The following is a 23314-nucleotide window of genomic DNA, read 5'->3' as shown; positions in this document are numbered from 1 at the left end:
CTGGGCCTGACCTTCAAGCCCAACACTGACGACATGCGCGACGCGCCGAGCCTGGACATCATTCCGGCCCTGCAGGCCGCCGGCGCGACGATCAGCGCCTTCGATCCCGAGGGCGAGGCCGAGGCGCGGCATCTGCTGAAGGATGTGGATTTCGCCGCCGATCCCTATGCCGCGGCCAGGTCCGCCGACGCGGTGGTGATCATCACAGAGTGGGATCAGTTCCGGGCGCTCGATCTCGACCGGCTCAAGGCCGACATGAAGACCCCCATCCTCATTGACCTGCGCAATATCTACCGGCCTGACGACGTGCGTCGCCAGGGGTTTGACTATGTGAGCATCGGGCGGGCTCAATGAAAATGCGCTAGCAACGGCTCATCCAGCGCTCATACGACTGGCCATATGACCAGACTTAAGGGCTCAGCATCGCCAGCTAGCTCAAACCGCCAAGGATGCCCTCACCGGAGGGGCTCCCAGCAACTCTCATAGAGTTATTAGGACCCCTAATCGCTCTAAGAGCTAAACAAACACAGCTCCGCCCAAGTTACCTTGAGCGGCGGAAAATATAAGTCCAATAATGCTATCCAATTCATTCTCCGATCTATCTAGTTGCAATTGATATTGTTTAAGCGCGAGGCGCCGAGCGGAGTCGTATAAACTCCTGTCTCGAAGGCTTTCTATAATAAATAGAGGCGCGTCATCTTTGAACGATTTTGGATTTAAAAATACGATCCCGCCGTATGGTAGTATAGTGCTCGAGACGCAGCACCTATCAACGGCAACAACCGGCACGCTGTGCGACATTGCCTCCAAGTTTACTATTCCCTGCGTCTCATTTATGTAAGTGCTCGGAAATAGTAGAAATTCTATAGAGTTAAAAAACGCCGTCTTATCTGCACCTATAGTTCCCCATTCGCGCATTAATACGCCATTATTCTTAGACATGAGGCGTGCCTGTCGGGCAATTCCGAGCGGAAGTGGCCCGGCTACATGCAATATTACTTCGCAAGTATTAGCGATCTGACCTGCAACATCAATTGCGCGAATTAAACCCTTCTCAACAGGGTGTGATCCACTTATAAAACCCAAATTTATAGAGTTAGTTTTGATGTATTTATGCCGAGTTGGCGGCGACGCAACAACAAAAGCGTTAGTCAAAGTAAGTTTAGGCGGGGGGCGTCCACCATACTGGCGATCATACTCGAGCGCCATTCGTTCGCATTGATAAATGTGAAATGCTTTCGGCGCAAACAGCGTGACCAAACTTACGATAAAATCGCGCCGCATCAAATAACTGTATGCATGATGATGAATAAACAATGGTATTTTAAGCAAACGGCACAGCAAAACTATCGGGAGAGAAAATAATTTCCCCGAATTACCCTCGAGAGATAAGTATACCGCGTTCGGCTTCGCTTTCACCAGTCCGCATGCGCGGCTGATGAGTGAGTTGATGCGGCTAGTCAAACGAGAAGGGAGTGATCCGCTCCCATCGAGCAGCGGATATATTTGAAGGATTGCACCCCGAGCCCTTAGCCGTTCGACAAATGCGCCCGTACATGCAGCCGCGCCCGTTAGCGCAGGAGGAAGTGGCCCAAGGACCGCAATGACGGGTGTATCTGCCGTCATGCGAAACGCTTCCAACCTACGCCAGCCAACACCTTCTTGACCCGATGGTTACGCATAGCGTGGGTGCGCAGCAGGCCTCGGCGGAAGGCAGCTTCATCCGTGGGCACAAGGGCGACCTCATCGGGAAGGATAGGTGCCCCTTCTTTCTCCCACGGCTTAGGCGGACGACCTTGAACCCATGCCTTCAGAGGCCCAATTGAATTGTGTGTTGCCGCCGTGGCGATACCGTCATTCCGCACCAGAGTCCGTGGCGGCATTATGGCTAGGCCGCCTGCATTGTGCACCGACCAGAACCAACGGATGCCCCAGCTGTCCAGCTGGCCATTCATCTGCTTCAACAACATGCTGGAGAAGGGGTAAACCCCACCGGCGTCCAGCGCAGTTTGCGCTGGCCCCGGCTCAGCGACCGCCTCCCAGCCCGTCGCACTGGCGTCAAACTGATCCCAGGCGCGCTTCCATGTTGCCCAACCCCACGTGGTGGTGAACCTTTGAAATGTTCCCTCGATCCGACTCTCAAACTCTGGAACCAGATACTGATAGGCGCTGATCTGCATAACGCGCGGATCATCGGCGTAAGCGTCGAGGCCCATATTCAACCAAGTCAGGGTGGCCGGGTGAACAATCAGATCGTCCTCCATGACGATCACTCGCCCGTACCGCGCACAGAGCGCAGTGACCTCGGTAATGATGGAAGTAGCGAGGCCCCGGTTTGCGTCTTGGCGGACAATGGTCACGTTCCTCGCCGCGAAGCCCATGGCCACCTGAGCCGTTTCATCAACCGCTTCCCAGACAGCTGAAGACTTAGGGCCATCAATGTAGATAAAGACCGGAGAAGCCGCAAACTCTGGGCAAGCTTTCAGCGCTGCCAACGCGTTTTTCAAATGGGTCGGGCGCCGATATGCAAAGACGGCAATGGGTGAGGGTCCATAAGCTCGGTCATGCATGAAAACGCTCGATCTCCCGACAGGCGACTAAATCCATTCTCGAAAAGCCAGAGGTAGAAATACTCCCCAAAAATTGCTCGATCCCTGGCTGCAAAGCGGTTACTGCGGTCGCGACTGCTGCCAAGATCGCTATCCCTCCGAGAAAAACAAGAACGAGAGCGCGACCGCGACGGGCGGACATCGAGTGCTCAACAAGGTAGAGCCCCAGAGTGACCGGCCCCCCGACCGCAAGGGTTATGCCCCACGCGACGATGACTCCAATTCCCCCCCAAATCCATCCCATGGACGCTCCCAACGCGATGTTCAGGATGGTCATCCAGGCATGAAGCGCAAGCAACCCCTTTAGTTGCCCGCTGGCAAGCACGACATAGAAGGCTACGGTTCCAGAGAAGTTTATAAAAAACGATATAGCTAGTATCGCGCTCATGGTGCTGAAAAAGCCGTCAACCCGACCAATCACAAGCCAAGCAACTACAGGAGCGCTGACGATCTGGCCTAATGCCACGGCAAACCCTGCAGCGATGCTAATGAGCATCCACTTCTCGATCATTGGCCGATGCTCTGGTGACAATGCAGCGGTGGTGCGCGCGGTTAAAACTGCAATAGGTTGTAGCGGCGCGTTCGCCAGTTGCCGCAGCTGGCTGGAGACGCGGAGCGCCAAATCAAAGAGCGCCACGGCGGTCAGCCCCGCAAAATAGCCGACAAGCAATTTAGACACAGGCTCGAAGCCGGCCCGTGCCGTGCCCATAAAAATACTCTTAGACAGAAAGCTAAAGCTAGCGCGGGTAACGGAGATATATTCTTTAGCGGGGCCAAATAATAATTGCCCACTAGTAAATAATAAAAGCGCATAGATAATTGTTAACGCAACCACATAAAGTATGTGCGCAATTAAAAATCCCTGCGCTCCAATGGTCGGCACCAGAAATATAGCAAATACGACGAGCAGAAGATTTGCACCCACGCTAGCCAAGTATCGCGGGACCATCTTCCCAATTCCGTCTAGGCAGCCAGAAAATATTCCCGACACGCTACTCCCAATTGCATAAATCCATGCGGAACCCAAAACCTGAGAAATAACCACGGGACCAAGTATTTCGTGCGCGTCAAAATATAGGCCAAACACTATCAATATAAGGGACGATAATACTATGGCTGGGACGGTGGCGACTGTCATTCCAGACAAAAGATAAGTTCCGATGCGGATTGATGATTCATTCCGACCAATAACTGCTAGTCGCGCAATAGAAATTGATGCCCCTGTGTCCGAAATTCTTGCAAACATCAGGAGCCCAGATATTAGCGCCCAAAGCCCCATGAATTCGCCACCAGCATGCATGAAGCCGGCCCGAAAAGTGATAAATAGAGCTACAGCAGATGATGCAGTGCTGAGCATTGAGGCGATGGCGGTGCGGCCCAGGGTCACAGGAGTTACAACGCCCTGACAAACCGGGCGGGAATTCCCGCAACGAGACACCGGGCGTCAACGTCTCGACTGACCACAGCACCTGCAGCGACGATCGCGCCATCGCCGATCGTCACGCCGGGCAACACGACCGCGCCGGCACCGATCCAAACGTTGCGGCCGATGTGGATAGGCAGAGCTGTATTGGTATTACGATAGTCCAGTCCTCTCGCCACCGCATCAACATCATGGCTCTGAGAAGTGATTACCACGTGAGGGGCAATAAGGCAGCCGTCCTCGATCCGGACACCGCCACCACCACGAATGTGGACAAAGTCATTAATGCTCACGTAATCGCCAATATAAACGCGCCGAGGAAAGTATATAACGGATCGCCGATATATATATGTGCCAACGCCAAGATGTAACAGCCTCGTCCTCCAGTAAAAATGACGAAGTGAGTCGCAAAGTACGCCTACTAACTGCAAGCTGCGCCCAGCTGCGCTGCGAATAAGGCGCGCCACCTCTATTCACCAATCAAGACTAAGCGTAGGCGCATAAGTAAATCTTTCACAATCACGAGGGGCGTCAGTAATCCGCCATGTTTGAACGCAAGCCTAGCGACGTCGCTGTGTGAGCGTAATGGTGAAAGCACGAGCTGAATCCGAGCCCATCTCGAAAGACTCCGCGCCCTCTCGCTAAGCGTTGGCCCCCGCTCGCAATGACCCAGATACCCAGGTGCGACAGCGATTCGGACGCCTGAGGCCTTTAGTCTGTAACCAAGATCGATGTCCCCGCCAGAGTGCCTAAAGCCGCTATCGAGGCCCCCAACAGCGCGGCAGGCCTCAGCGGGCAAGATGACAAAATTCCCATTGAAGGTATCACAAACTTCGATCTTATCACTTGGCTCGACCAAAAGCAGCGCGCCTGGGCCGCGGCCGGGCCTGTGTCGAAATCCCGAGTAACTAGTAGAGAGGTCATGCTGAAACGCGCCGACTAGCGCCGTAGGAGGCCCCTCTGTATTTAGTGATCGAAAGAGCTCTATAGCTTCGGTTAAAGCAGCATCACGAAGAACAATGTCGTCATTCGCTATCAAGATGGCATCAACATCCCTCCTTAAGAGCGTTCTATCCATTAGAACTGACATCGCCCCGTTCCAATAGGCGCTTCCATCGCCACACATAATTGTTGTTCGTGGAAACAGCTGTAGAATTGCGGCAGATGATCCGTCTGAGCTGCCGTCGTCGAACAATGTTAGATCCACAGCGACGTCAGGAGGCAATGTTGCAGCATAAACTGACGACACAAACCTGAGGGTGGTGTCACGCCGATTTCGGAATGCTGCTAGGCAGGCTACAATCATCAATTCCTCACCTAAATAGTGTGACGGATTCGCGCGCGCTTATTCGCCAACGTGAACATTGTCCAGACTGCAATTGCAGGAGCCATATTCTGTACAAATATTAAGAAGACCCACCCTAACGATCCTTGCCGGAACATTGTGAAGACAAGTACAATTCCAATGGAACGTATTAGTAAATGGCCAATAGTGGCGCTATTGTACCGATCAATCCAGCTGCTCAAGACGCCAAGGCATGCAAACGAGAATGCGACGCCAAATGGGCCCCCAAGCAGATACGCATAACCTATAAGTGTCGCGCTAAGCCCCACACTGCCAGTTAGGCCGCCACCGACGGTAGCAGCATAGAAGCCATGGGAGATGTCAATGAACAACTCCGGCTTGTCTGCCCATAGCCCTCTTGGAACTACATATAGAAAGGGTTCAAAGAAGGCGCTGTAAATTGCGTTGGCGCGCCCGCCCAATATATCAGAGATCTGTTCTGATTGAGCGATAGAGCGAACCAGCATATCAAAGCCAGAAAACTCCATAGAGTATAAGTAAAACTCTGTGAGGGAGCCGTTGCCGATAGTTCTGTAGTCGAGTACGTTTCCAATAGCATTTTGAGGAGCTATAATGCGGAATAGCAATGTTGCCATCCCAAATGATATAATTCCTAGAATTATTAGGGGCAATGCGCTGATTGTAAGTGGGCGGCGCAGCGCGCTGTAAGAGCATATCATTAGAATAAGCGGAAGGATGAACGTTGAACGTTTTCCGCTCAGAATAAATGTCATAGCCATACAGGCAAGCGCTATTATAACAGTCAATAATACGCGACGTCTGTGTCTCAGTGATACTGTGAATAGAAGCGCCGCCGCAGCTTCCGAGATAGTTGATAAAAGAACTATGTAGTGAGTCAGACTGCCTTCCTGGCCTGTCAGGGTCATTCCTCGTCTAATCGACCCTGACATTCTGGCTATCAACTCTGGCCCAATGCCGATCTGTGTGAGGGCCCAAAGTTTTAAGAGGAGTCCGATCCCTACTATTGCCCAAAGGATGGAAACGGCACCTGGAGATATTGGGGTGCTTTCTGCGGATTGAGGGGCTGTTGTCCTCGTGGTTTTCCGTGCACCCGATACTGTGGCCCTGCGAATCGCCAGAAACCCTAGGCAGAACGAGAGTATTGATAGGATGGTAATCAATAGGGCGTCATTAATATAGGTGGAGTAGGAGTACGGCTGTGCCCAGTACAAAAATCCTTTCTGGAACGCAATTGACAGAGTTGCGGGGAATACAATATTTATTGAAAGCGTTATAAAGAATGCGCCGTAGCCATTGATTATCGGCGTCCGACCGTCGTGCTTATGTGGATAAAGCAATAACGCAAAGTATATGGCTACGAATGTTATTGATAGTAAACTAAGTGACAGGATGCTCATGCCGAGCGCTCAAATAGGGCGTCAAGAAAAACGGGGCGTCCGTTTTTTAGGTGGAACTGTTCTGTCACGCCGACAAAATGAAATCCGCTCTTGTTGAGGAATTCACTTATCTCTACAAATCCTGGTTGGTTTTCATAGAGGTGCTGAAGATTTATTTCGATTTGGATAAAGCGAACAAAACCTAAAATACTTCGCGCGCCGGCTAAGACAGATAGCTCATGCCCCTGTACGTCAAGTTTTAGGAACGCAGCCGCAAATAGTTTTCCCGAAAGGACTGTATCAAGTGTATCGGTGCATACGGTTATCTGACTTGATTCAGATGTAAACGGCAGGAGTGTTTTACATGCGGCTGTTGTAGCTTGGAGAGAGGATGATGATGGGTGATCGGTGTGGACATTGAATTGCACTTGGCCCCGTTGATCACTTGCGGCGAGCTGGTAGACCGTTATGCGCGAGCCAAAATGTGCGGTGCGAGTTCTGATTATCTCGGCGTAGTCAGGCAGCGGCTCAAAAGCATATACGTGTGCTGTAGGGAACCGTTTGAGCCACTCAATGCATGTGGAGCCTCTATTTGCACCGACATCAATCACCGCGTCGACGGGGTAAGTAAAGACAATCTCGCGTGCTGTTTCAGGGTCGCGTACGCGAGGAACTAACCGGTAGCCGAACGACTTAAGCGTGGTCGTGATTAAACGTTTCATCGGTCGGTCTCTACATGTAAAGCAAATTGCTCATAAACTGTGGCGGAGCCCGCCCGCAGGTTAATTGTGGGTGTCCAGCCCAATTGTTTTAATTTCTTCCCACTCATCAACTTTCGCATCGTGCCGTCCGGCTTGCTCGGATCGGTGCGGATCTCCCCCTTGAAACCCACTACCTCACAGATTAGGTGAGCTAAATTCAAGATGGTGATATCTTCTCCAGAGCCGATATTAACGTGCTCCTCGCCGGAATAGGATTTGAGCAGGAAGACCAGAGCGTCGGCGCAATCGTCGGTATGCAGGAATTCGCGCCTGGGCGTACCCGTGCCCCAGATGGTGATGTGGTCGGCGCTGGTTATCTTGGCCTCATAGGCCTTTCGGATTAGGGCCGGCAGGACGTGGCTGGTCGCGAGGTCATAATTGTCGCCAGGGCCATAAAGGTTGGTGGGCATCGCGCTGATGAAATCGCGCCTGTACTGGCGGCGATAGGCCTGGGTCAGCTTGATGCCGGCGATCTTAGCGATTGCGTACCACTCATTTGTCGGCTCCAGCGGACCGGTCAGCAGTGCACCCTCAGCGATCGGCTGGGGCGCTTCCTTGGGGTAGATGCAGGATGAGCCCAGGAACAACAGCTTCTCGACATCAGTCCGGTGGGCGGCGTGGATGATGTTGGCCTCGATCATAAGGTTTTCATAGAGGAAGTCGGCGGGATAGTTGTCGTTGGCCAGAATGCCACCGACCTTCGCCGCTGCCAGCACCACTGCGTTGGGGCGGGCCTGGTCAATCCACGCCTCCACCTCGGCTTGCCGGCGCAGATCGAGCTGGTTGCGGTCGACGGTCAGGACCTCACAACCCTCTGAGGCCAAGCGCCGCACGACGGCCGAGCCCACCATGCCGCGATGGCCGGCCACCCAGATGCGCTTTCCGGCTAGAGGATAGATCACCGTCATGGATGAGCCTTGCGAAACAGAACATCGGCCTGGATGGGACCTAGCTGGGGGTCGAAGTGGGTGTTAAAGGCACCGAACAACTCAAAACCCGCGGCAGCCATCTGGCCCATGATCTGGCTGAACAGAGCCTGATCGTCATAGAGGCTAATGTAAGAGCACTCGACATAGACAAAGGCGATGGCGGGCAGGGACTGCTTTGCGCCCTCCAGCACCAGGTGTTCGGCCCCCTGGACGTCGATCTTTAGTAGGATGGGGGCGGCTGCGTCGTCCAGGCGCAGCACCTTGTCCATTCGTACCGTGGTGACCTCGATCTCATGATCTGCGGAGACGCCAAAGACAGAGGCCTGGTTCTTGCCGAGCGCCAGCAGGGATGAGGAGTCTGTCCGCCCGGCCACGTGGAAACGGGCTTGGCCATCCTTATCGCTCAGCGCCAGGCGGTGGAGGTCTATCCCGGCGTCATTGCCGAGGTTGGCTTCAAACACCTCGGCAGCAGCGGGCAGGGGTTCAAAGGCGATGATCCTGGTCTTTGGCAAGGCGTGTCGCGCCGCTAGAGCGAATTGACCCCTATTGGCACCGACATCAATCACCGTCTCGGGTTTGCAGTAGGTGAGGATAGGAATGTGCTCCATCCCGGCCGCGGTCCGGGTCTTGAAGAGGGCCCGACGGGGGCCCGGCGCGGCAAGCACGCGCCCTAGTTTCAGGGCCTGTTGCGACAACCGCTCAGCTGATTCTAAGAGCAACATAGGACGACCTTACTCAGCATTGCGACGTTGCTCCTTGGCGACGGTGATCAGGTCGGCGGCGACCATTTCAGCGCATAGTTGCTGCCATTTGGTCTCGTGGGTCCAGCCGAGCTTGGCCTTGGCCTTGGCAGGATCGCCGATCAGCAGGTCAACCTCTGTAGGGCGGAAGTAGCGGGGGTCGATCTCCACATAAACCCGGCCGGTGGCGGCACAGAGGCCGCGCTCGCTCACGCCCTCGCCCTCCCAGCGCAGGGTGATCCCTGTCTGGGCGAAGGCCTCAGTGACGAAGTCGCGGACCACCGTGGTCTCGCCGGTGGCCAGGACATAGTCGTCGGACTGATCCTGCTGCAGCATCATCCACATACCGCGGACATACTCGCGGGCATGGCCCCAGTCGCGCTTGGCGTCGATGTTCCCGAGGTAGAGGCGGTCCTCATAGCCCAGCTTGATGGCCGCTACGGCTCGGGTGATCTTACGGGTGACGAAGGTTTCGCCGCGGAGCGGGCTCTCATGGTTGAACAGGATGCCGTTGGAGGCGTGGATGCCATAGGCCTCGCGGTAGTTCACGACGATCCAGTAGCTGTAGAGCTTGGCCACACCATAGGGACTGCGGGGATAGAAGGGGGTGGTTTCGCTTTGCGGCACTTCCTGCACCAAGCCGTAGAGCTCGGAGGTGGAGGCCTGGTAGAATCGGGTGGTCTTTTCCAGGCCCAGAATGCGGATAGCCTCGAGTAGGCGCAGGGTGCCGATGGCGTCGGCATTGGCGGTGTACTCCGGCGTCTCGAAGCTGACCGCCACGTGGCTTTGGGCGGCGAGGTTGTAGATTTCGTCGGGGCGCACCTGCTGCACGATGCGGATCAGATTGGTGGAGTCGGTCAGGTCGCCATAGTGCAGGACTAGTCGACGGTCATCCTCATGGGGGTCCTGATAGAATTGCTCGATCCGGCCGGTGTTGAACGAGGACGAGCGTCGCTTCAGCCCATGGACAACGTAGCCCTTGGACAGCAGCAGCTCCGTCAGATAGGCACCGTCCTGGCCGGTGACTCCGGTGATCAGGGCGACTTTTCTACCGTGGGGGTCAGGCATGTATCGGGTCCGCTTGTAAGGATCTAGGCCGCTATCGGGCGGGCGTCGGAAGGGGCGTCGGCGCGCTGCAAGAACAGCGCCGCCTTGACGAATTGGGCGATCCCGCTGGTCTTGGCCAGTTGCCCGGCCAAGGTCAGACGTTCGGCGCGCAGCACGGGGTCAGGATCACTCTCTGCCGCTTGGCTTACCGACGCCGCCAGGGCGGCGGAGTCTCCCGGCGGCGTCAGTTTGCAGGATGTTCCGAGGAAGTCCGCGAGTTCTGTGTCGGGATCAGCGGTGACGATGATTGGCTTGGCCGACGCCAGCATGCCGCCTAGCTTGGACGGCAGCAGCAGGTCAGCGGCCTCCCGCTCCTGCGGCAGCAGATGCACATCGGCCATACTCAAGAACTCGCCAAATCGGTGCTCAGGCTGGAAATCAAGCAGCCGCAGATTGGGCAGGCGGGCCGCGGCCTGGGCCAGCTCTGACCGCATGGGTCCGTCGCCGGCCACCAGGAACAGGATGCCCGGACGATCCCGCAAATGTTCGGCCGCCTCCCAGATCAGCCGAACGCCCTGCTTGGCGCCCAGATTTCCAGAGTACAGCGCCACATAGGTGCCAGCTGAGATCCCCAGTTCACGCCGATAGGCACCAGCGTCCTGGTCTGGCCTGACCTGGTCAAGATCGACCCAGTTACGGACGATCGCGACCTTGCTAGCATCAGCGCCCTTATCGATGATTTTTTCCGCCATCCGATTGGAAATGGTCACGATGCGGGAAAACCGCCGCACCATCGCCCGGTCATAGGCTCCCGCCACTCGCGCTAGTAGACCACCCCGGCCCAGGTGCCCCACGGCAAACGCCGCCTCCACCTCAAGATCCTGAACATGCAGCACCGTGCGCGCGCCGACCAGCCGCGCCGCCAGCAGCGCTACCGGCGCCACGAACAGCGTTGGTTCCACCACCAACACGACGCTGGGCCGGCGTCGTAGGATGGTCCAAAGGGCCACTGGCGCCGAGCTGGCCGCAAACGACAGCGGCGCCAACAGACGGCGGACGCCCTTCATCTGCTCGCTGAGGTAAAGTGGACAACGATAGAGATCCGCCCCTGCCAAAACTTCGCGAGCCCAACCATTGCGGTGCGGCTTCTGAACTCTCCAGCCTGGGTAGTGCGGAGGTGCAGTGACGACACAGACCCGATGGCCTTCCGCCGCTAGATGCGCTCCAATCTCACCAGAATAGCGGCCGACGCCAGCGATCTCAGGAGCGTAGTTGATCCCATAGATCACGATGTTTTCGCTCGACGTCATTGGGGGGCCCCCTTGTCATGGGCCGAGTACGGCCGTGACCGTTGTGGGGTCGACGCAATAGTTCGCTGGCTTGGCGCTCGCGTCACTCGAACCGCCCATCTGTCTCTTGCGCCCAGCACTCCAAGGCCGAGCTCAGGTCAAATTGAAACTCGTAGCCCTGGCTGATCAGCCATTGGGGAGCGATACGCGTCGAACGTACGAGTTTCATGACCCGTTCGCGGTGAATCGGCGTCTTGAGGCCTAGGGCGTTCGCGCTCTCGAACAAGCAGGCCGCGAGCATGACGGCAGGTAACGGCGCTGTCGCGGGCCGATAGCGGTGGTTCATCACACGACTGAACGCCGCGACGATATCTTGGGTGGCGCTCACCTGCGGGAAGGCGAAGTTGAACAGGATTTGACGGTCTGAGTGCGCAATTGCGAATTCAAGGGTGCGGAGCAATTCATCCACATGCCCCCCGCTCTTCACAGTGTCTTTGCGGCCGGGATAGAAAAAGACACCGCGCCGCAGAGCATTCGCCAGGGCGCTATAGTTGCCTCTCTCCCCCGGGCCGAACACAACCCCAGGCCTGACCGTGACCAGGCGGCGGCTCGGCGCGGCCCTGAACCACATCTGGTGGATCATCTCGGCCATCAGCTTAGAGCGACCATAGTCGCTGGTCGGCACCGGCAGAGAGGATTCGGTCCGTACTTCCTCGGTTGGACCGTAAACTGAGATTGAACTGGTGAAGACGATGAGCGGGATGCTGCAGGCTTCCGCCAGGGCTGTGACATGGCCAGCGCCTAGTACGTTGGTCTCAAAATACTCATGGGCGGGATGACCCGGGGTGCGGTGGACCGCCGCCAGATTGTACAACGCCTGTGCGCCAGACCCGATCTGCAGATCCAATGGCCGGCGCACGTCAGCGTTGACGTAGTCAACTCCAGGCAACTGTTCGCGCGGAGCTGCGATGTCCACCGCGACAATTGACTTTCCTTGCTGGGCAAGCCGTTTGACAAGACGCGTGCCGATAAAGCCACTCGCGCCGATCACAACGGCGTGAGATTTGCTCTGGGAAGGCGTCACTGACATCTCAGCCTACCGCCGCCATGAGCCGGTCCTTCAGCTCCGGTCGGCAGACGACAAGATCGGGGATGTAGGTGTCTTTCTGGTTGTAGACCATCGGCGCGCCGTCCAGGCGGGAGACGTGCAAGCCGGCGGCAAGCGCCACGGCCACGGGCGCGGCAGAGTCCCACTCATACTGGCCGCCGGCGTGGACATAGGCGTGGGCCTCGCCGCGGACCACGGCCATGACCTTGGCGCCGGCCGAGCCCATGCCGACCAGTTCCGCCCCCAGGATCTCGGCCGCGCGGCTGGCCACCTCGGGCGGGCGTGATCGGCTGACCAGGATCTTCAGGCCCTCAGGCGCGGCGGGCATGGGCGGCGGGTTTGCGGTGTCGAGCACAAGGTCCAGGCCGGGCAGGGCCACAGCGCCAATGGTGGGATGGCCGTCGATACACAGGGCTACGTGGATCGCCCAATCGTCGCGACCTTCGGAAAACTCCCGGGTACCATCGAGGGGATCGATGATCCAGACCCGCGATCGGTCCAGCCGGGTCTCGTCGTCTGTCGCTTCCTCCGAGAGGACGGCGTCGTGCGGGCGCAGGGCCGACAGGCTGTGGCTCAGAAACTGCTGGCCCACGGCGTCCCCCAGTCCCCCCAGGGGCTTGCCGGTTAGAGCCGTTAGGGACCTGGCGGTCAGCAAAAGCTGGCCTGCCTGCCTTGCCAGGGCGCTGGCCAAGCGGGCGTCATCGCTGAGATCAAACGCTTGCGACATCAAAAGCCAGGCCCCCGCCCCGGCGAAACTTGAGGCGCCAGCGGAAGGGTCCGCCAGGTCGCCGATCACGTAATGAAAGCTCTTCTAGTAGGAGCCGCTGCGCATCAATACGGCGGGCACTGTGGCGGCGATGACCTGCAAATAGCGGCGCACCCCGATGGTCTTGGCATATAGCACGTCTAGCGCAACCCGCCGGCGGTAGGATACGTCGTTGCGACCGTTCACCTGCCACAGACCCGTTACGCCTGGCTTGACGGCGCAGTAATAGGCGAACCAACGACCGTAGCGTGCTGCCTCAGAGGCTACGATGGGCCGCGGACCCACCAAGCTCATCTCGCCCTTCAGCACATTGAACAGCTGTGGTAATTCATCGAGGCTCGACTTACGCAAGAAGGCGCCCAGCGCGGTGATCCGCGGGTCCTTACGCAGCTTGTGATCGGCTTCCCACTCCCGCCGGGCTTCGGGGTCGCGGGCCAAGAGGGCGCCAAGCCGCGCTTCGGCGTCTATCACCATGGTGCGGAACTTGAGGCACTTGAACGACTTGCCCCCCTCGCCAATTCGGCTCTGGCTGAACAGGGCAGGGCCACCGTCCTGTGCGCGGATCATCAACGAAATGGCCAGCATAAGCGGCCCGATGAAAATCAGCACCGATAGGGCGATAATGACGTCCAGCAGACGACACACATCGAGGCTGAGCTGCGCGCCAAGCTTGGCAGGCGAGGCCGCAGAATACTGCACGTGCTCCCCCAGAGCCTGAAGGCTTGTACTCTCGAGGGTGATGTCTTTCGTCCCGGAAAGATACACGATGCAGCCCCCTACGGTTGTCGCGGTCTTTACCCTGCGAGTTTAGGGCCATCCAGCCTTTTCAACGCATGGTGGAAAGAACTTATTGGTCCTTAGCGCGCTCGGCGCCAGCTAGGCAGGCGCCCAAAGTGTGCGGTGCGGCAAGAATTCATCATGTTGAGGCGGCTTTAAGCCTCGGCAGGCTCTGCGTATGCCATCGCCAGGCGCTCTCCAGAATCTCCGGGAGGCCGTAGCGGGGCGACCAGCCCAGCACCTCGCGGGCCTTGCGATTATCTGCAACGAGGGCAGGGGCGTCACCCCCCCGGCGTGGGCCGTCGGCGATCTCGAAGGGGCGGCCCGAAACAGCACCCACCGCATCGACCAGCTCCTGGACCGTGGAACCGGTACCGGTGCCAAGGTTGAAGGCGTCGCTCTCACCGCCGGCCAGCAGATGCTTCAGCGCCAGCACATGGGCGTCAGCCAGGTCCAAGACGTGGATATAGTCTCGCACCGCTGTGCCGTCCCGAGTGGGATAGTCCCGCCCGAAGATTTTGAACCCCGCATTGGCGCCCATGGCCGCGGCGATGGCGAGCGGGATGGCGTGGGTTTCAGGGTCGTGCCACTCCCCGATACGGCCCTCGAAATCGGCGCCTGCGGCGTTGAAATAGCGCAGGCACACCGAGCGAAAACTGCTGTAGCGGTCCAGGTCGCCTAGGATCTGCTCAACCATCAACTTGCTGCGGCCATAAGGATTCAACGGCGACTGGGGGTGGGTTTCGTCCATCGGCATTTGCTGCGGGTCACCATAGGTGGCGCAGGTGGAAGAAAAGACCATGGCGCCGACGCCCGCGCGGCGGGCAGCCTCGATCAGGGTCAGGGCGCCGGAGACATTGTTGTCATAGAAGCGGTCAGGATGGCGGACGGACTCGCCCACCTCGATCAAGGCGGCCAAGTGCAAGACAGCCAGCGGGCGGTGCTTGGCGAACACCTCGTCCAGTCGTGCAGCGTCACGAATGTCGCCGACCTCGAGAGGCCCCCACTGGACGAATTCGGCATGCCCATTGGTCAGGTTGTCAAAGGCGACGGGAAGGAACCCTGCCTCCGCCAGTCGAAGGCTCGCGTGCGACCCCACATAGCCCGCGCCCCCTGTCACCAAAACTGTCTGCATGCCGCTCCCCAAATGTTTCGCCCCGGACAAGTCTAGAACTGGGGGCCCGTCGCCAAGGCGACAGAACCAAGAAGATATTGAGATGACGGCTCCCGAAGGAGAGGGCCGCCGAGTCACGGGCGCGGTCGGGTCCGAGGCGCTGGCGCAAGGCCCTGACCGGTTGAATTGCGGGACCCCGGCGCCAAGGTCAGGAGAGTCTTCGCGCAGAGAGAGTTTGTTAGCCGCTACCTGCTATCACCTCCGGGACCTTCGGGAGGGACTGGATGTGGGCGCCAAACTTAAGCCTTTCACCGCAGAAGCGGTCATAACACCTGACATTGTCTCGCCAGAGTCAGCGCTCTGGTCAGCCAGACTGGCCTCGCCGAGCGATCTCGGCGCTGAGAGTCCGGCCCTGCGGCTCCAGGACCATCTGCGCCGCTCGCTTGAGGCGGCGCCGCAGGATAACTGGTCGGCCCGCAGGACCCTGGCCTTTGTGGTTGTCAGCTGCGGGGCCTTCTGGGCCGCCACGGCGCTCCTGTTCCAGCTGACGGCCCGCGCGCTCGGCTGAGCCCGCAGACCGCCGATCTGGGTCAGCTCACATAGTACTTCTTGTACTCTGCATAGTAATAGCCTGGGTCGCCGTAGCCATACTTGGCTTGCTGCTTCATATCGACCTGGGTGAGCGCAACGCCCGCCAGATGGGCCCCGGTGCCCGACAGGAGACGGAAGGCCGCCTCGATGGCGTGTTGTGGCGTCTTGCGCCAGTGGGCCAGGAAGACCACCACATCGGCCTTGGGCGCCAGAACCCGGGTGTCGGCCACCGGCAGTACGGGTGCAGTATCCAGGATGACCAAGTCGTAGCTGCGACGCAGCTCTTCAAGCAGGCGGTCCATGGCTGCAGAGCCAAACACGTCCTTAGGTGTCATGCTGGACTTGGCGAGCGGCAGTAGACGGGCGCCCGTCACCTGGTCGGTCGTCAGGACCTCGTCCAGTGTCGCTTCGCCAGCCAGGACTTCGATAAGCCCACGGGTGGGTTCAGCGCCAAACAGCCGGTTTACAGACCGGCGGCGAAGGTCACAGTCGACAAGAATAACCCTAAGACCCTGCTGAGCGGCCGAACGGGCCAGACACACCGAGGTGGTGGTCTTGCCCTCGCCAGGCAGGGACGACGTGATCGCCACGACCTTCACGGACTCGCCTAAGCGAGAATAGGTCACGGAAGCCCGCAGGTTTCGGAAGGCTTCAGCAAAGCTCGAAAGGGGCTTATCGATCACATAGTCGATCGGCGACCCCATCTTGCCCTCAGCCACCGACGCCAGAAGCGGGATGGCGCCGAGATAGGACACTTCCAGGCGATGTTCCACGTCCTCAGCCGTGGCGAGACCTGAGTCGAGCATCTCAGCCAGGACGACAGCGCCTAGGCCGCAACCCATAGCTAGGACCAGACCTAGAGCTAGGTTCAGCGGAACCTTCGGCGAGCTCTGACCCGTGGGAATGGTGGCTGAAGAGACGATACGCGCGTCTGACTGCTCGATCCCCTGCTGAGAGCTCGTCTCCTTGTAGCGGTTCAAATAGCTCTCGTAGAGGGTTCGGCTGGCCTCGGCCGTCCGGTCAAGCTCATTGAGCCGCACCTGGGCTTGGTTGTTGCCAACGAGTGTGCCCCGGGCGTTCGAAAGACTACCTGAGATCGCCCCGGCCCGTTGACGAGATACCTGAACCTTTGCTTCGAGGTTGGAGATGATCCGCTGAATTTCAGCCTGGATCTGAGCGTCAATATCGACGAGCTGCCGGTTAGCCGTCAGCATTTCAGGATGGCGTTCGCCATAGCGTCCCTGCAAATCTGCGACCTTGGCTGAGACCGTGGCCCGCTGCTGGCGCAGTTGTTGGATCACCGGAGAGCTAAGCGCTTCTCCAAGGTCGTCTCCGGAGGACCCCCGGGCCAGCTGACTCCTGGCGGTGCTGAGGCGCGCCTCATCCTCAGCCACCTGCGCCCGGGCCTGGGAGAGGGTCATATTGTAGTTGGAAATCTCAGTCTCGGTGAGATTGGTGCCGGCGGCGCTGAGCAGGTTGTTAGCAATCCGGTAGTTCTGAACCGCAGCCTCGTCGCTGAGCACCTGCTGACGCAGACCCTCAAGGCGAGAGTTGAGCCAGCTGTTGGCCTGTTGGGTGGCGTCAAATTTCGCCTCCAGCTGCTCGAGCAGGTAAAGCTCGGCAAACTTATTGGCGATGGTGGCGGCCTTGGTCGGGCTCTCTGACTCAAAGCTCACATTGATGACGTAGGTCAGGCCAGCGCGGCGCACCGACAGCCGTCCGAGTACGCCGTCGACAATGCGTTCTTGCGCTTTTTGCAGGGCGATCGGGTCATCGGGAATGTCACGAGGTTTAGCGGCTGATGCTAAGCCGAGGACGGAGTCCTTGATGTTGGAAAGGACGCTCGGAGGGGCGAGCTCAGCATTAAACTCAGGGTCCTGCGACAGCTGCAGCGCATTAACGACGCGCTCGGCCAGTCGGCGCGATTTCAGAATCTCGACTTCGGTGTCGACGACGCTGGAGTCGGCCGACAGTCCTGAAAGGACAGCCTCGGCGCTGACGACCCGCTCCTGTCGCGTGTCGAGCATCACGTTCGCCGTCGCCGTGTACATGGGCGTCGCCGTGAACGTGATGAAGATGGCCGCCAGGAAGACCAGCGCCGCTATGGCGCCGAATAGACGCATCCGGCGGCGAAAGACGTTGAATAGCCGCCGCAGATCAAACTGATCTGCCAGCCCACCGCCGAGGCGGCGGCCACCGGGCATCCCTCCAGCCTCCTCGAAACTGGAGTCAGGGGAGGGTTGGGAGAAAGCATTCATCGAAATCGGTGTCCCGAAACTGGCGTTGCAACCACCGTGGTCTGCAAGCCGGAGGCCATCAAGGGCCGAACGACGCCGGGAAGATTAATGGCCGGGCCCGACAGGGGCCCGGCCATTAGAACTAGAACTGGAGGGCCAGGGTCGCGCCGACCTTATTGACCTTGAAGTCCTGGCCGCCGACGCCGCTGGAATCCATGTCCATGTGGCTGTAGGCGAAGGTCAAGCCAGTGTGGCGGTTCAACAGGTAGGTGGCGCCGATACCGGCGTTGAACCGATCATCCTCGCGGGTGATGCCCTGGTAGTCGTCCTTACCATGCGAAACATTGCCGGTCAGGATGACGTTGCGCATCAACTCGTGGTCAACCTTCACGCCGACGTTCGCCGAGGTATAACCGGCCGAACCAGGCGAGGCGCTTTCTTCGATCGTCCGTGACCCTGTGAAGGTCACCGTGGTGAGCTGAGTGGGGAACCACTCCACCTGCGCCCGGGCGCCGAAGCCATCAATGTCGCCAAGCGTCGGATCATCATATTCTTGGTTGAAGTAGCCGACTGCGATTTCACCACGGGCCACGGCGCCGAGTTCAAAGTTTGAGCCGACGAGGGCTTGGGTGCCTTCAGAGTCACGCACCAACGTCACAGCTGGGCGGGCTAGACGATAGTCGCGCACATTGCGGCTGACCTCGAGGAAGAGGGCCGTCGCCGGGCTCACCGCATAGTCAGCGCGCGCGGTGACCACATGCTCGTCGCGGTCACGGTACTGCTGCGGGATGGCGCCCCCGCCCGGGTTGCGTCCGTCTTCATAGTCGAAGCTCTTGAACGCATATCCGCCCGACAGCCGAAGACGGTTCAGTTCATGGCTCACAGCTGCTCGAGCAGCCATGGTTTCATACTCGGTCGGTTCCACCGCGCCGAGGACGGCATTGGGTGACGTCCGCGGCTCAATCAGGTCTGCCCAATCAACGCCTAGCGCGATGAAGCTGTTGCGCTGCATATCGATCTGGGCCGAGGCGCCCACCGACAGATCTTCCGAATTCTCGGTATCGAAGTCCTGGTAGCGCAAGATGGACGAGCGGGCATAGGCGGTCAGCGCGTGCCGCGACCAATCCGAAGAGATGCTGATCTCCGGCGCCACGCGCCAGATGAGATCGTCGGTCTCGCCGCCGTCCGTCGCATAGATATTGTCGTTGTGCTCAACACCCAGCGACAGCTTCGGATAGGCCATGAAGGACCCCATCCGGATGCCAACGGCCTGGTAGCCGTCCCGCGGACGCTGCATGACCGCGATGTTGCGGTCGCGGGCGAAATTGGTGTCGACATTACTGGCTGACGCCAACTCGCCGCGGGCGGACTGGGCGGCCGCCGGGTTGGAGAGACCGGCGGCGATCGCGATCGCTGCCCCGGCCATGAGCACTCTCTTGTCCGCAGTCACGGGCATACCCCTAGGTTCTTAGGTTGCGCAGGGCGCAAGTCCAGATTGAGATGGTCAAGCTTAAACCCCGTCAGGCATACCGTCCAAGGACGGCATGCCTAGAGTGGGGAACGCGAATGCTTACGGCGTCGCGCCAGGCGGCACGTAGATAGGCGCAGTGATCGTCGTGGGCGGCGCCGGCGGCGCCGGGGCGCCCGTCGGAGCGCCCGCGGCAGGAGCCTGGGCGACGGCCAACTGGGCGGCGGCGGAGGCCGTAGAAATCGCAGCAGTCACCGCCGGAGTACTAATGCCTGCAGCAGCCAGGATAGTGGCCGATTGGGTGATCGCAGCGGCGACGACAGCGGGAGAGAGCCCGCTGGCGGCCACAGTGGACTCGATGGCGGCTTCCACGGCAGCCTCTTGGGCTTCCGGAGACATGCCTTCAGTCGCCGCCACAGCTTCGGCCACCGCAACGGCGATCGCCTCGGCAAGCGCTTCCACCTGGGCCGCCTCAGTGGCTGTGGTTTGGGCGATCGCCACAGCAGCCGGGAGCGCAACAAGACCGAAGCCGGCGACTGCAACCATGGCGCGCGCCACGGCGCTGACGCCCATCACTTTGAGGCTCATGCCGCCTCTCCCCTAAAAACGTTAACGGCGTAGCTGCCGTGCGTCTCCTATGGCCACAGGACGCAGGAATTCTCAAGGGGGTTCGTGCTGTAGTGCAGTAATGCCCACCCAAACTGTGTCTTTCTCGCCCGCTGATTGTACCGGGAACGCCACTTCTTGCGGCAATGGGCACATCGGAGGGGAGTTTAACCTAGGGTCGGCGCGGGCGTTTCAAACGTTCACGCCAGAATATCGCAGGGACGATCCCAGTGGGAGAGTCGACAGCTTCTAGGGTTGCAAGCATCTCGCGACGCCGAGATGTGCCGAGGAAGGCAAAAGCTTCAGCTTCCACCTTCTTGCGCAACTCCGGCGTTAGGTCTCCCCAATGCTCTAGCGCAAACCCCACCCGCCAAGTGGCCACATACTGATCCAGGGGGAGGAGGGCGTAGGAGGTTTCTAGGTGCTCGAGCCCCTGGGGGCTTAGTCCGCCGTCGAGGCTGTCAATATAGGCCAGGCGCAGGCGAGAGCTGGAATCGTAGGGGGTGTGGTCGATGGCCCGCAGGCTTGCGAGAGCCGCGGCCTCAAGATCGGGTGAGACCGCCGCCAGCGCTGCGTCTGCGGCTCGGCTCTGGCCCAAGGTCAGGATCAAGGGAGAGGCGAGAGGGCTGGACTGAGGGCTCAGGGCGGCCAGGGCTGCGGCTACCAGGCCCAGGGTCGCCAGGGGCAGGAGCGTCATACCGATGAGGGTCAGCAGTTGGGGACGAACTCTCATCTTTGCGACCCTTGCGACATCGCAAATTGAAGCCCGAGCAAGTAGCTCCACATCAGGGCGATGGACGGGGTCTGCAGGGCGAAGTCGGAGAAGCCATGCACAAGGACCGCCAGATTCGCCGCGACAAGGGCGAAGAGGACATAGGTCATTCGCGTTCGTCGTAGGCCCCGCACGAGACTGATCGTGATCACCGCAGCGATCGCGCCGAACATGGGAACGGCGCCAAGCAGGCCGGCCTCCTCCAGCCATTGCAGGTAGACGTTGTGGGTCGCTCTGACGGTCCACATCGAACTAAAGGTGGAGGCGTCAAGAAGAAGCCGGTGGATGGTGTCAAAGGTCCCGAGGCCGTAGCCGCCGAGGGGAGACGCGAGGAAGGCGCGCCAGTGCATGGCGAACATCTCAAGCCGGCCGTCAGCGTGTTCCTCGAAGGTCGAAAACCGTTCCACCAATCGCTCACCGACGAAGTAGAGCGCGACCATTGCGGCGACGACCGCCGCCAGCATGATAAGCGTCACGCGGCCAAGGCGCACCCGGCCCGCAAAGAACAGGATGACCAACAAGCTGATAACGCTGACCCCTGTCCCCAGCGCAGCGCCCCTTGAGGCGGTCGCCAGAAGGCAGCCGACGAGAATGATCAAGGCGGCCCAATATCCAGTGGCCTTCTGCAAGGCTTGACCGGCCGATACGCCACGAAGATCTCTCAGCAGCGGGCCGAGCGTGACAATCACCATCATGGCGAAAAATGTGCCGGCGGTGTTTGGGCTCATCAGCGTCCCCTCCAGCCGACCCCTCTGGGTCTGGTACTGAACGCCGGTCGTGAAGTTGAAAAACGCCCAGAGCCCAAAGATGGCAGATAGCGCAATCATCAGGTTGACCGCCGTTCGCGCCCGGCCATCGGCCGCACCTGTGGCGGCGCCCACGAGAAATAGACAGCCGAGGCCAAGAAGCTTGATCAGTTCGAGCGTGGTGGCGGAACGATCAATTGTGGCTGAGCCCGGCGACACACCCACAAAGGCCCAAACCGGGTGAACCCCGGCTGGACCCAATGGGGTTAGCGACAAGAGCCCCGCTAGCAGCACCAATCCAAACAGGGCTGCGGGCAGGGCAAGGCCGCGCACGCGCAGAAGGTCGCGACGAATAGCTGGTGTGGCTAGGCAAGCCAGTAGCAGGAGGGCGGAGGCGCCGACCGCTAGAAGGCTCGCCTCAACCTTTAAGGCTCCATAGGCCAGGTGCGCGATAAAGATGAGCCCCAGGCCCGCCGCAGCTAGGCCGGCGCCTTCTGGGGGCGGCCAGATCTTGCGGCGCGTACGCTCACCGGCGCCTGTTCGGCTGACGCTCTGTTTAGGCCCCACCGGTCCCCCGCTCCCCCGGACGCAGGCCACTTCCGAGGCTGACGTCACTCTCTGAGCACCATCTTCGAGCGCGTCCTACGCCCAGATGAGCTGAACTGGCGCACGAGCCCCAGTTCAGCCAGAGGTTTCCCCTAGTGAAGGAGCCCGCGCAAGGGGCTGCCGCTTGCCAGGGCCAAGGTCATGATGGGCTCTGGCCCCTTCACACTGACGGTGGGCTGCTCGACCCCATAAGGACGAGCGGAAAATGCGCCGCTCCCGACAAGCCGCACAGTGTGGGACGCCGCGGCATCGGCTGAGGTCGCCACTTGTAAGGTGGCGGGCTCAGCCTTGGGCGGGGCGTCAGTCACGACCGCCTGGCTGACCATTGCCCAGCGGAACGGGGCGCCAGCCACCTGACGCGCGCCCCAGGTGAGGCTCGCCTTGCGCCAGGGCAAGATCCACGGGGTCAGGCTGTCGAGGACGTAGTCCCCCTTATCGGTGGCGACCAACAAGACGGCGTGGCTTTCCCCCCAGCTGGTCGTGGCCACGGCGATCGAAAGGGCGCTGGCGGGCAGGCCCGCAGCGACCAAAGCCCGCCGCTTCTCCAGGACATAGTCCTCGCAATCTCCGTACTGCTCACCGTTCAACAGCGGCGTCGCCCACCGGTCCAGCACGCCATAGGTCTGAATGTCAGCCCTTCGGACAATCTGCCGGTTCACCTTGTCATTGATACGGGTCAGCTGTCCCCAAAGCGCCGGGGTCAGGGCAGGGCGCTCCACCGGTTGGGCGATGGGCGCCTCGGATGGGCGGGGGAGCTCTGGGATGGCGGGTCCGATGGAAGATGTCCCAAGACGCTGAAGCCGCACGGGGGGGCTCTGGGCGTCGGCGCTCACCCTCAGCAGCGGAGGTGTTGGGCTCGCCGCCATCTGCGTGTCGGCCATGGCCGCCTCGAGGGTGGCGTTAGACTGCTCAGCGGCCTCCCGCCTCAGGCGGGCCTCAGCAAAGGCCGTTCCCCAGTTCACATTGCGCCCTGGCAGCGCCGCGGTGGTCATGGGCTGGACGCCTGCCAGGATGAGGCGCGC

The 23314-nt window shown here is 59.7% G+C and carries 23 protein-coding genes; 2 read left to right on the top strand and 21 right to left on the bottom strand.

Annotation, left to right across the window (positions count from 1 at the left end; all coding sequences use genetic code 11):
• Positions 1–354: UDP binding domain-containing protein (locus Q8K84_RS17335; RefSeq protein WP_305284012.1), on the top strand; the 354-nt coding region annotated here is incomplete at its 5' end.
• 162 nt (positions 355–516) lie between these two features.
• On the opposite strand, the gene Q8K84_RS17330 is transcribed toward Q8K84_RS17335, so the two are convergent.
• From Q8K84_RS17330 to galE, 15 genes are all read right to left on the bottom strand, one after another.
• Entirely contained in the window at positions 517–1626 is a 1110-nt protein-coding gene (locus tag Q8K84_RS17330; RefSeq protein ID WP_305284010.1) for a glycosyltransferase, read from the bottom strand.
• Positions 1623–2570, bottom strand: coding sequence for a hypothetical protein (locus Q8K84_RS17325; RefSeq protein WP_305284009.1), 948 nt, complete (start codon positions 2568–2570; stop codon positions 1623–1625). Before Q8K84_RS17325 ends, Q8K84_RS17330 begins: the two co-directional genes overlap by 4 nt.
• On the bottom strand, positions 2563–3996 hold the full coding sequence (locus tag Q8K84_RS17320; RefSeq protein ID WP_305284008.1) for a lipopolysaccharide biosynthesis protein: 1434 nt from the start codon (positions 3994–3996) through the stop codon (positions 2563–2565). The genes Q8K84_RS17325 and Q8K84_RS17320 overlap by 8 nt, the downstream gene beginning before the upstream one ends.
• A gap of 5 nt (positions 3997–4001) precedes the next feature.
• Positions 4002–4325 (bottom strand): DapH/DapD/GlmU-related protein, encoded by a 324-nt coding sequence (locus Q8K84_RS17315; RefSeq protein WP_370867886.1) that lies wholly within the window; start codon positions 4323–4325, stop codon positions 4002–4004.
• Positions 4326–4501: 176 nt separating this feature from the next.
• Complete coding sequence (locus Q8K84_RS17460; RefSeq protein WP_370867888.1) at positions 4502–5110, bottom strand: glycosyltransferase; 609 nt, start codon at positions 5108–5110, stop codon at positions 4502–4504.
• A 239-nt stretch (positions 5111–5349) separates the two neighbouring features.
• A complete protein-coding gene (locus Q8K84_RS17310; RefSeq protein WP_305284006.1) occupies positions 5350–6756 on the bottom strand; it encodes an O-antigen polymerase in 1407 nt (468 codons plus the stop codon).
• Complete coding sequence (locus Q8K84_RS17305; RefSeq protein WP_305284005.1) at positions 6753–7457, bottom strand: FkbM family methyltransferase; 705 nt, start codon at positions 7455–7457, stop codon at positions 6753–6755. Before Q8K84_RS17305 ends, Q8K84_RS17310 begins: the two co-directional genes overlap by 4 nt.
• Positions 7454–8404 (bottom strand): GDP-L-fucose synthase, encoded by a 951-nt coding sequence (locus Q8K84_RS17300; protein ID WP_305284004.1) that lies wholly within the window; start codon positions 8402–8404, stop codon positions 7454–7456. The genes Q8K84_RS17305 and Q8K84_RS17300 overlap by 4 nt, the downstream gene beginning before the upstream one ends.
• Positions 8401–9033 carry an FkbM family methyltransferase gene (locus Q8K84_RS17295; protein ID WP_305284002.1) on the bottom strand — a complete coding sequence of 211 codons (633 nt, stop codon included), beginning with the start codon at positions 9031–9033 and terminating at the stop codon, positions 8401–8403. The genes Q8K84_RS17300 and Q8K84_RS17295 overlap by 4 nt, the downstream gene beginning before the upstream one ends.
• A gap of 123 nt (positions 9034–9156) precedes the next feature.
• Entirely contained in the window at positions 9157–10233 is a 1077-nt protein-coding gene (gmd, locus tag Q8K84_RS17290) for a GDP-mannose 4,6-dehydratase (RefSeq protein WP_305284001.1), read from the bottom strand.
• A gap of 23 nt (positions 10234–10256) precedes the next feature.
• Positions 10257–11522, bottom strand: a complete 1266-nt coding sequence (locus Q8K84_RS17285) for a WcaI family glycosyltransferase (RefSeq protein ID WP_305284000.1) — start codon at positions 11520–11522, stop codon at positions 10257–10259.
• Between the two features lie 82 nt (positions 11523–11604).
• A complete protein-coding gene (locus Q8K84_RS17280; RefSeq protein WP_305283999.1) occupies positions 11605–12591 on the bottom strand; it encodes an NAD(P)-dependent oxidoreductase in 987 nt (328 codons plus the stop codon).
• Position 12592: 1 nt separating this feature from the next.
• Positions 12593–13336, bottom strand: coding sequence for a 3'(2'),5'-bisphosphate nucleotidase CysQ (locus Q8K84_RS17275; RefSeq protein WP_305283998.1), 744 nt, complete (start codon positions 13334–13336; stop codon positions 12593–12595).
• A gap of 84 nt (positions 13337–13420) precedes the next feature.
• A complete protein-coding gene (locus tag Q8K84_RS17270) occupies positions 13421–14140 on the bottom strand; it encodes a sugar transferase (RefSeq protein ID WP_305283997.1) in 720 nt (239 codons plus the stop codon).
• A 151-nt stretch (positions 14141–14291) separates the two neighbouring features.
• On the bottom strand, positions 14292–15287 hold the full coding sequence (galE, locus tag Q8K84_RS17265; protein ID WP_305283996.1) for a UDP-glucose 4-epimerase GalE: 996 nt from the start codon (positions 15285–15287) through the stop codon (positions 14292–14294).
• Positions 15288–15552: 265 nt separating this feature from the next.
• Between galE and Q8K84_RS17260 the strand changes: the two genes are divergently transcribed.
• Complete coding sequence (locus Q8K84_RS17260; protein WP_305283995.1) at positions 15553–15834, top strand: hypothetical protein; 282 nt, start codon at positions 15553–15555, stop codon at positions 15832–15834.
• A gap of 22 nt (positions 15835–15856) precedes the next feature.
• On the opposite strand, the gene Q8K84_RS17255 is transcribed toward Q8K84_RS17260, so the two are convergent.
• From Q8K84_RS17255 to Q8K84_RS17230, 6 genes are all read right to left on the bottom strand, one after another.
• Positions 15857–18061 carry a polysaccharide biosynthesis tyrosine autokinase gene (locus Q8K84_RS17255; RefSeq protein WP_305283994.1) on the bottom strand — a complete coding sequence of 735 codons (2205 nt, stop codon included), beginning with the start codon at positions 18059–18061 and terminating at the stop codon, positions 15857–15859.
• Between the two features lie 175 nt (positions 18062–18236).
• Positions 18237–19520: an outer membrane beta-barrel protein gene (locus Q8K84_RS17250; RefSeq protein ID WP_305283993.1), complete on the bottom strand. Its 1284-nt coding sequence runs from the start codon at positions 19518–19520 to the stop codon at positions 18237–18239.
• Between the two features lie 144 nt (positions 19521–19664).
• Positions 19665–20150: a hypothetical protein gene (locus Q8K84_RS17245; protein WP_305283992.1), complete on the bottom strand. Its 486-nt coding sequence runs from the start codon at positions 20148–20150 to the stop codon at positions 19665–19667.
• A 190-nt stretch (positions 20151–20340) separates the two neighbouring features.
• Positions 20341–20901, bottom strand: coding sequence for a hypothetical protein (locus Q8K84_RS17240; RefSeq protein WP_305283991.1), 561 nt, complete (start codon positions 20899–20901; stop codon positions 20341–20343).
• Positions 20898–22019, bottom strand: a complete 1122-nt coding sequence (locus tag Q8K84_RS17235; protein ID WP_305283990.1) for an O-antigen ligase — start codon at positions 22017–22019, stop codon at positions 20898–20900. Before Q8K84_RS17235 ends, Q8K84_RS17240 begins: the two co-directional genes overlap by 4 nt.
• A 365-nt stretch (positions 22020–22384) precedes the next feature.
• Positions 22385–23284 (bottom strand): transglutaminase-like cysteine peptidase, encoded by a 900-nt coding sequence (locus tag Q8K84_RS17230; RefSeq protein ID WP_305283989.1) that lies wholly within the window; start codon positions 23282–23284, stop codon positions 22385–22387.
• Positions 23285–23314: the final 30 nt, after the last annotated feature.

It is taken from the genome of Phenylobacterium sp. (genome assembly GCF_030679875.1).
Taxonomy (GTDB): domain Bacteria; phylum Pseudomonadota; class Alphaproteobacteria; order Caulobacterales; family Caulobacteraceae; genus Phenylobacterium.
The sequence above is the reverse complement of the archived record's forward strand: the minus strand, read 5'-3'. Positions and strand labels throughout refer to the sequence as shown.

What these genes read in the sequence shown, in the direction of transcription:
- Q8K84_RS17330 (WP_305284010.1), bottom strand. Translation starts at nt 1,626, where the DNA reads ATGACGGCAGATACACCCGTCATTGCGGTCCTTGGGCCACTTCCTCCT.
- Q8K84_RS17325 (WP_305284009.1), bottom strand. Translation starts at nt 2,570, where the DNA reads ATGCATGACCGAGCTTATGGACCCTCACCCATTGCCGTCTTTGCATAT.
- Q8K84_RS17460 (WP_370867888.1), bottom strand. Translation starts at nt 5,110, where the DNA reads ATGGATAGAACGCTCTTAAGGAGGGATGTTGATGCCATCTTGATAGCG.
- Q8K84_RS17310 (WP_305284006.1), bottom strand. Translation starts at nt 6,756, where the DNA reads ATGAGCATCCTGTCACTTAGTTTACTATCAATAACATTCGTAGCCATA.
- Q8K84_RS17305 (WP_305284005.1), bottom strand. Translation starts at nt 7,457, where the DNA reads ATGAAACGTTTAATCACGACCACGCTTAAGTCGTTCGGCTACCGGTTA.
- Q8K84_RS17300 (WP_305284004.1), bottom strand. Translation starts at nt 8,404, where the DNA reads ATGACGGTGATCTATCCTCTAGCCGGAAAGCGCATCTGGGTGGCCGGC.
- Q8K84_RS17295 (WP_305284002.1), bottom strand. Translation starts at nt 9,033, where the DNA reads ATGGAGCACATTCCTATCCTCACCTACTGCAAACCCGAGACGGTGATT.
- gmd (WP_305284001.1), bottom strand. Translation starts at nt 10,233, where the DNA reads ATGCCTGACCCCCACGGTAGAAAAGTCGCCCTGATCACCGGAGTCACC.
- Q8K84_RS17285 (WP_305284000.1), bottom strand. Translation starts at nt 11,522, where the DNA reads ATGACGTCGAGCGAAAACATCGTGATCTATGGGATCAACTACGCTCCT.
- Q8K84_RS17280 (WP_305283999.1), bottom strand. Translation starts at nt 12,591, where the DNA reads ATGTCAGTGACGCCTTCCCAGAGCAAATCTCACGCCGTTGTGATCGGC.
- Q8K84_RS17275 (WP_305283998.1), bottom strand. Translation starts at nt 13,336, where the DNA reads ATGTCGCAAGCGTTTGATCTCAGCGATGACGCCCGCTTGGCCAGCGCC.
- galE (WP_305283996.1), bottom strand. Translation starts at nt 15,287, where the DNA reads ATGCAGACAGTTTTGGTGACAGGGGGCGCGGGCTATGTGGGGTCGCAC.
- Q8K84_RS17255 (WP_305283994.1), bottom strand. Translation starts at nt 18,061, where the DNA reads ATGCCCGGTGGCCGCCGCCTCGGCGGTGGGCTGGCAGATCAGTTTGAT.
- Q8K84_RS17250 (WP_305283993.1), bottom strand. Translation starts at nt 19,520, where the DNA reads ATGGCCGGGGCAGCGATCGCGATCGCCGCCGGTCTCTCCAACCCGGCG.
- Q8K84_RS17245 (WP_305283992.1), bottom strand. Translation starts at nt 20,150, where the DNA reads ATGAGCCTCAAAGTGATGGGCGTCAGCGCCGTGGCGCGCGCCATGGTT.
- Q8K84_RS17240 (WP_305283991.1), bottom strand. Translation starts at nt 20,901, where the DNA reads ATGAGAGTTCGTCCCCAACTGCTGACCCTCATCGGTATGACGCTCCTG.
- Q8K84_RS17230 (WP_305283989.1), bottom strand. Translation starts at nt 23,284, where the DNA reads ATGACCACCGCGGCGCTGCCAGGGCGCAATGTGAACTGGGGAACGGCC.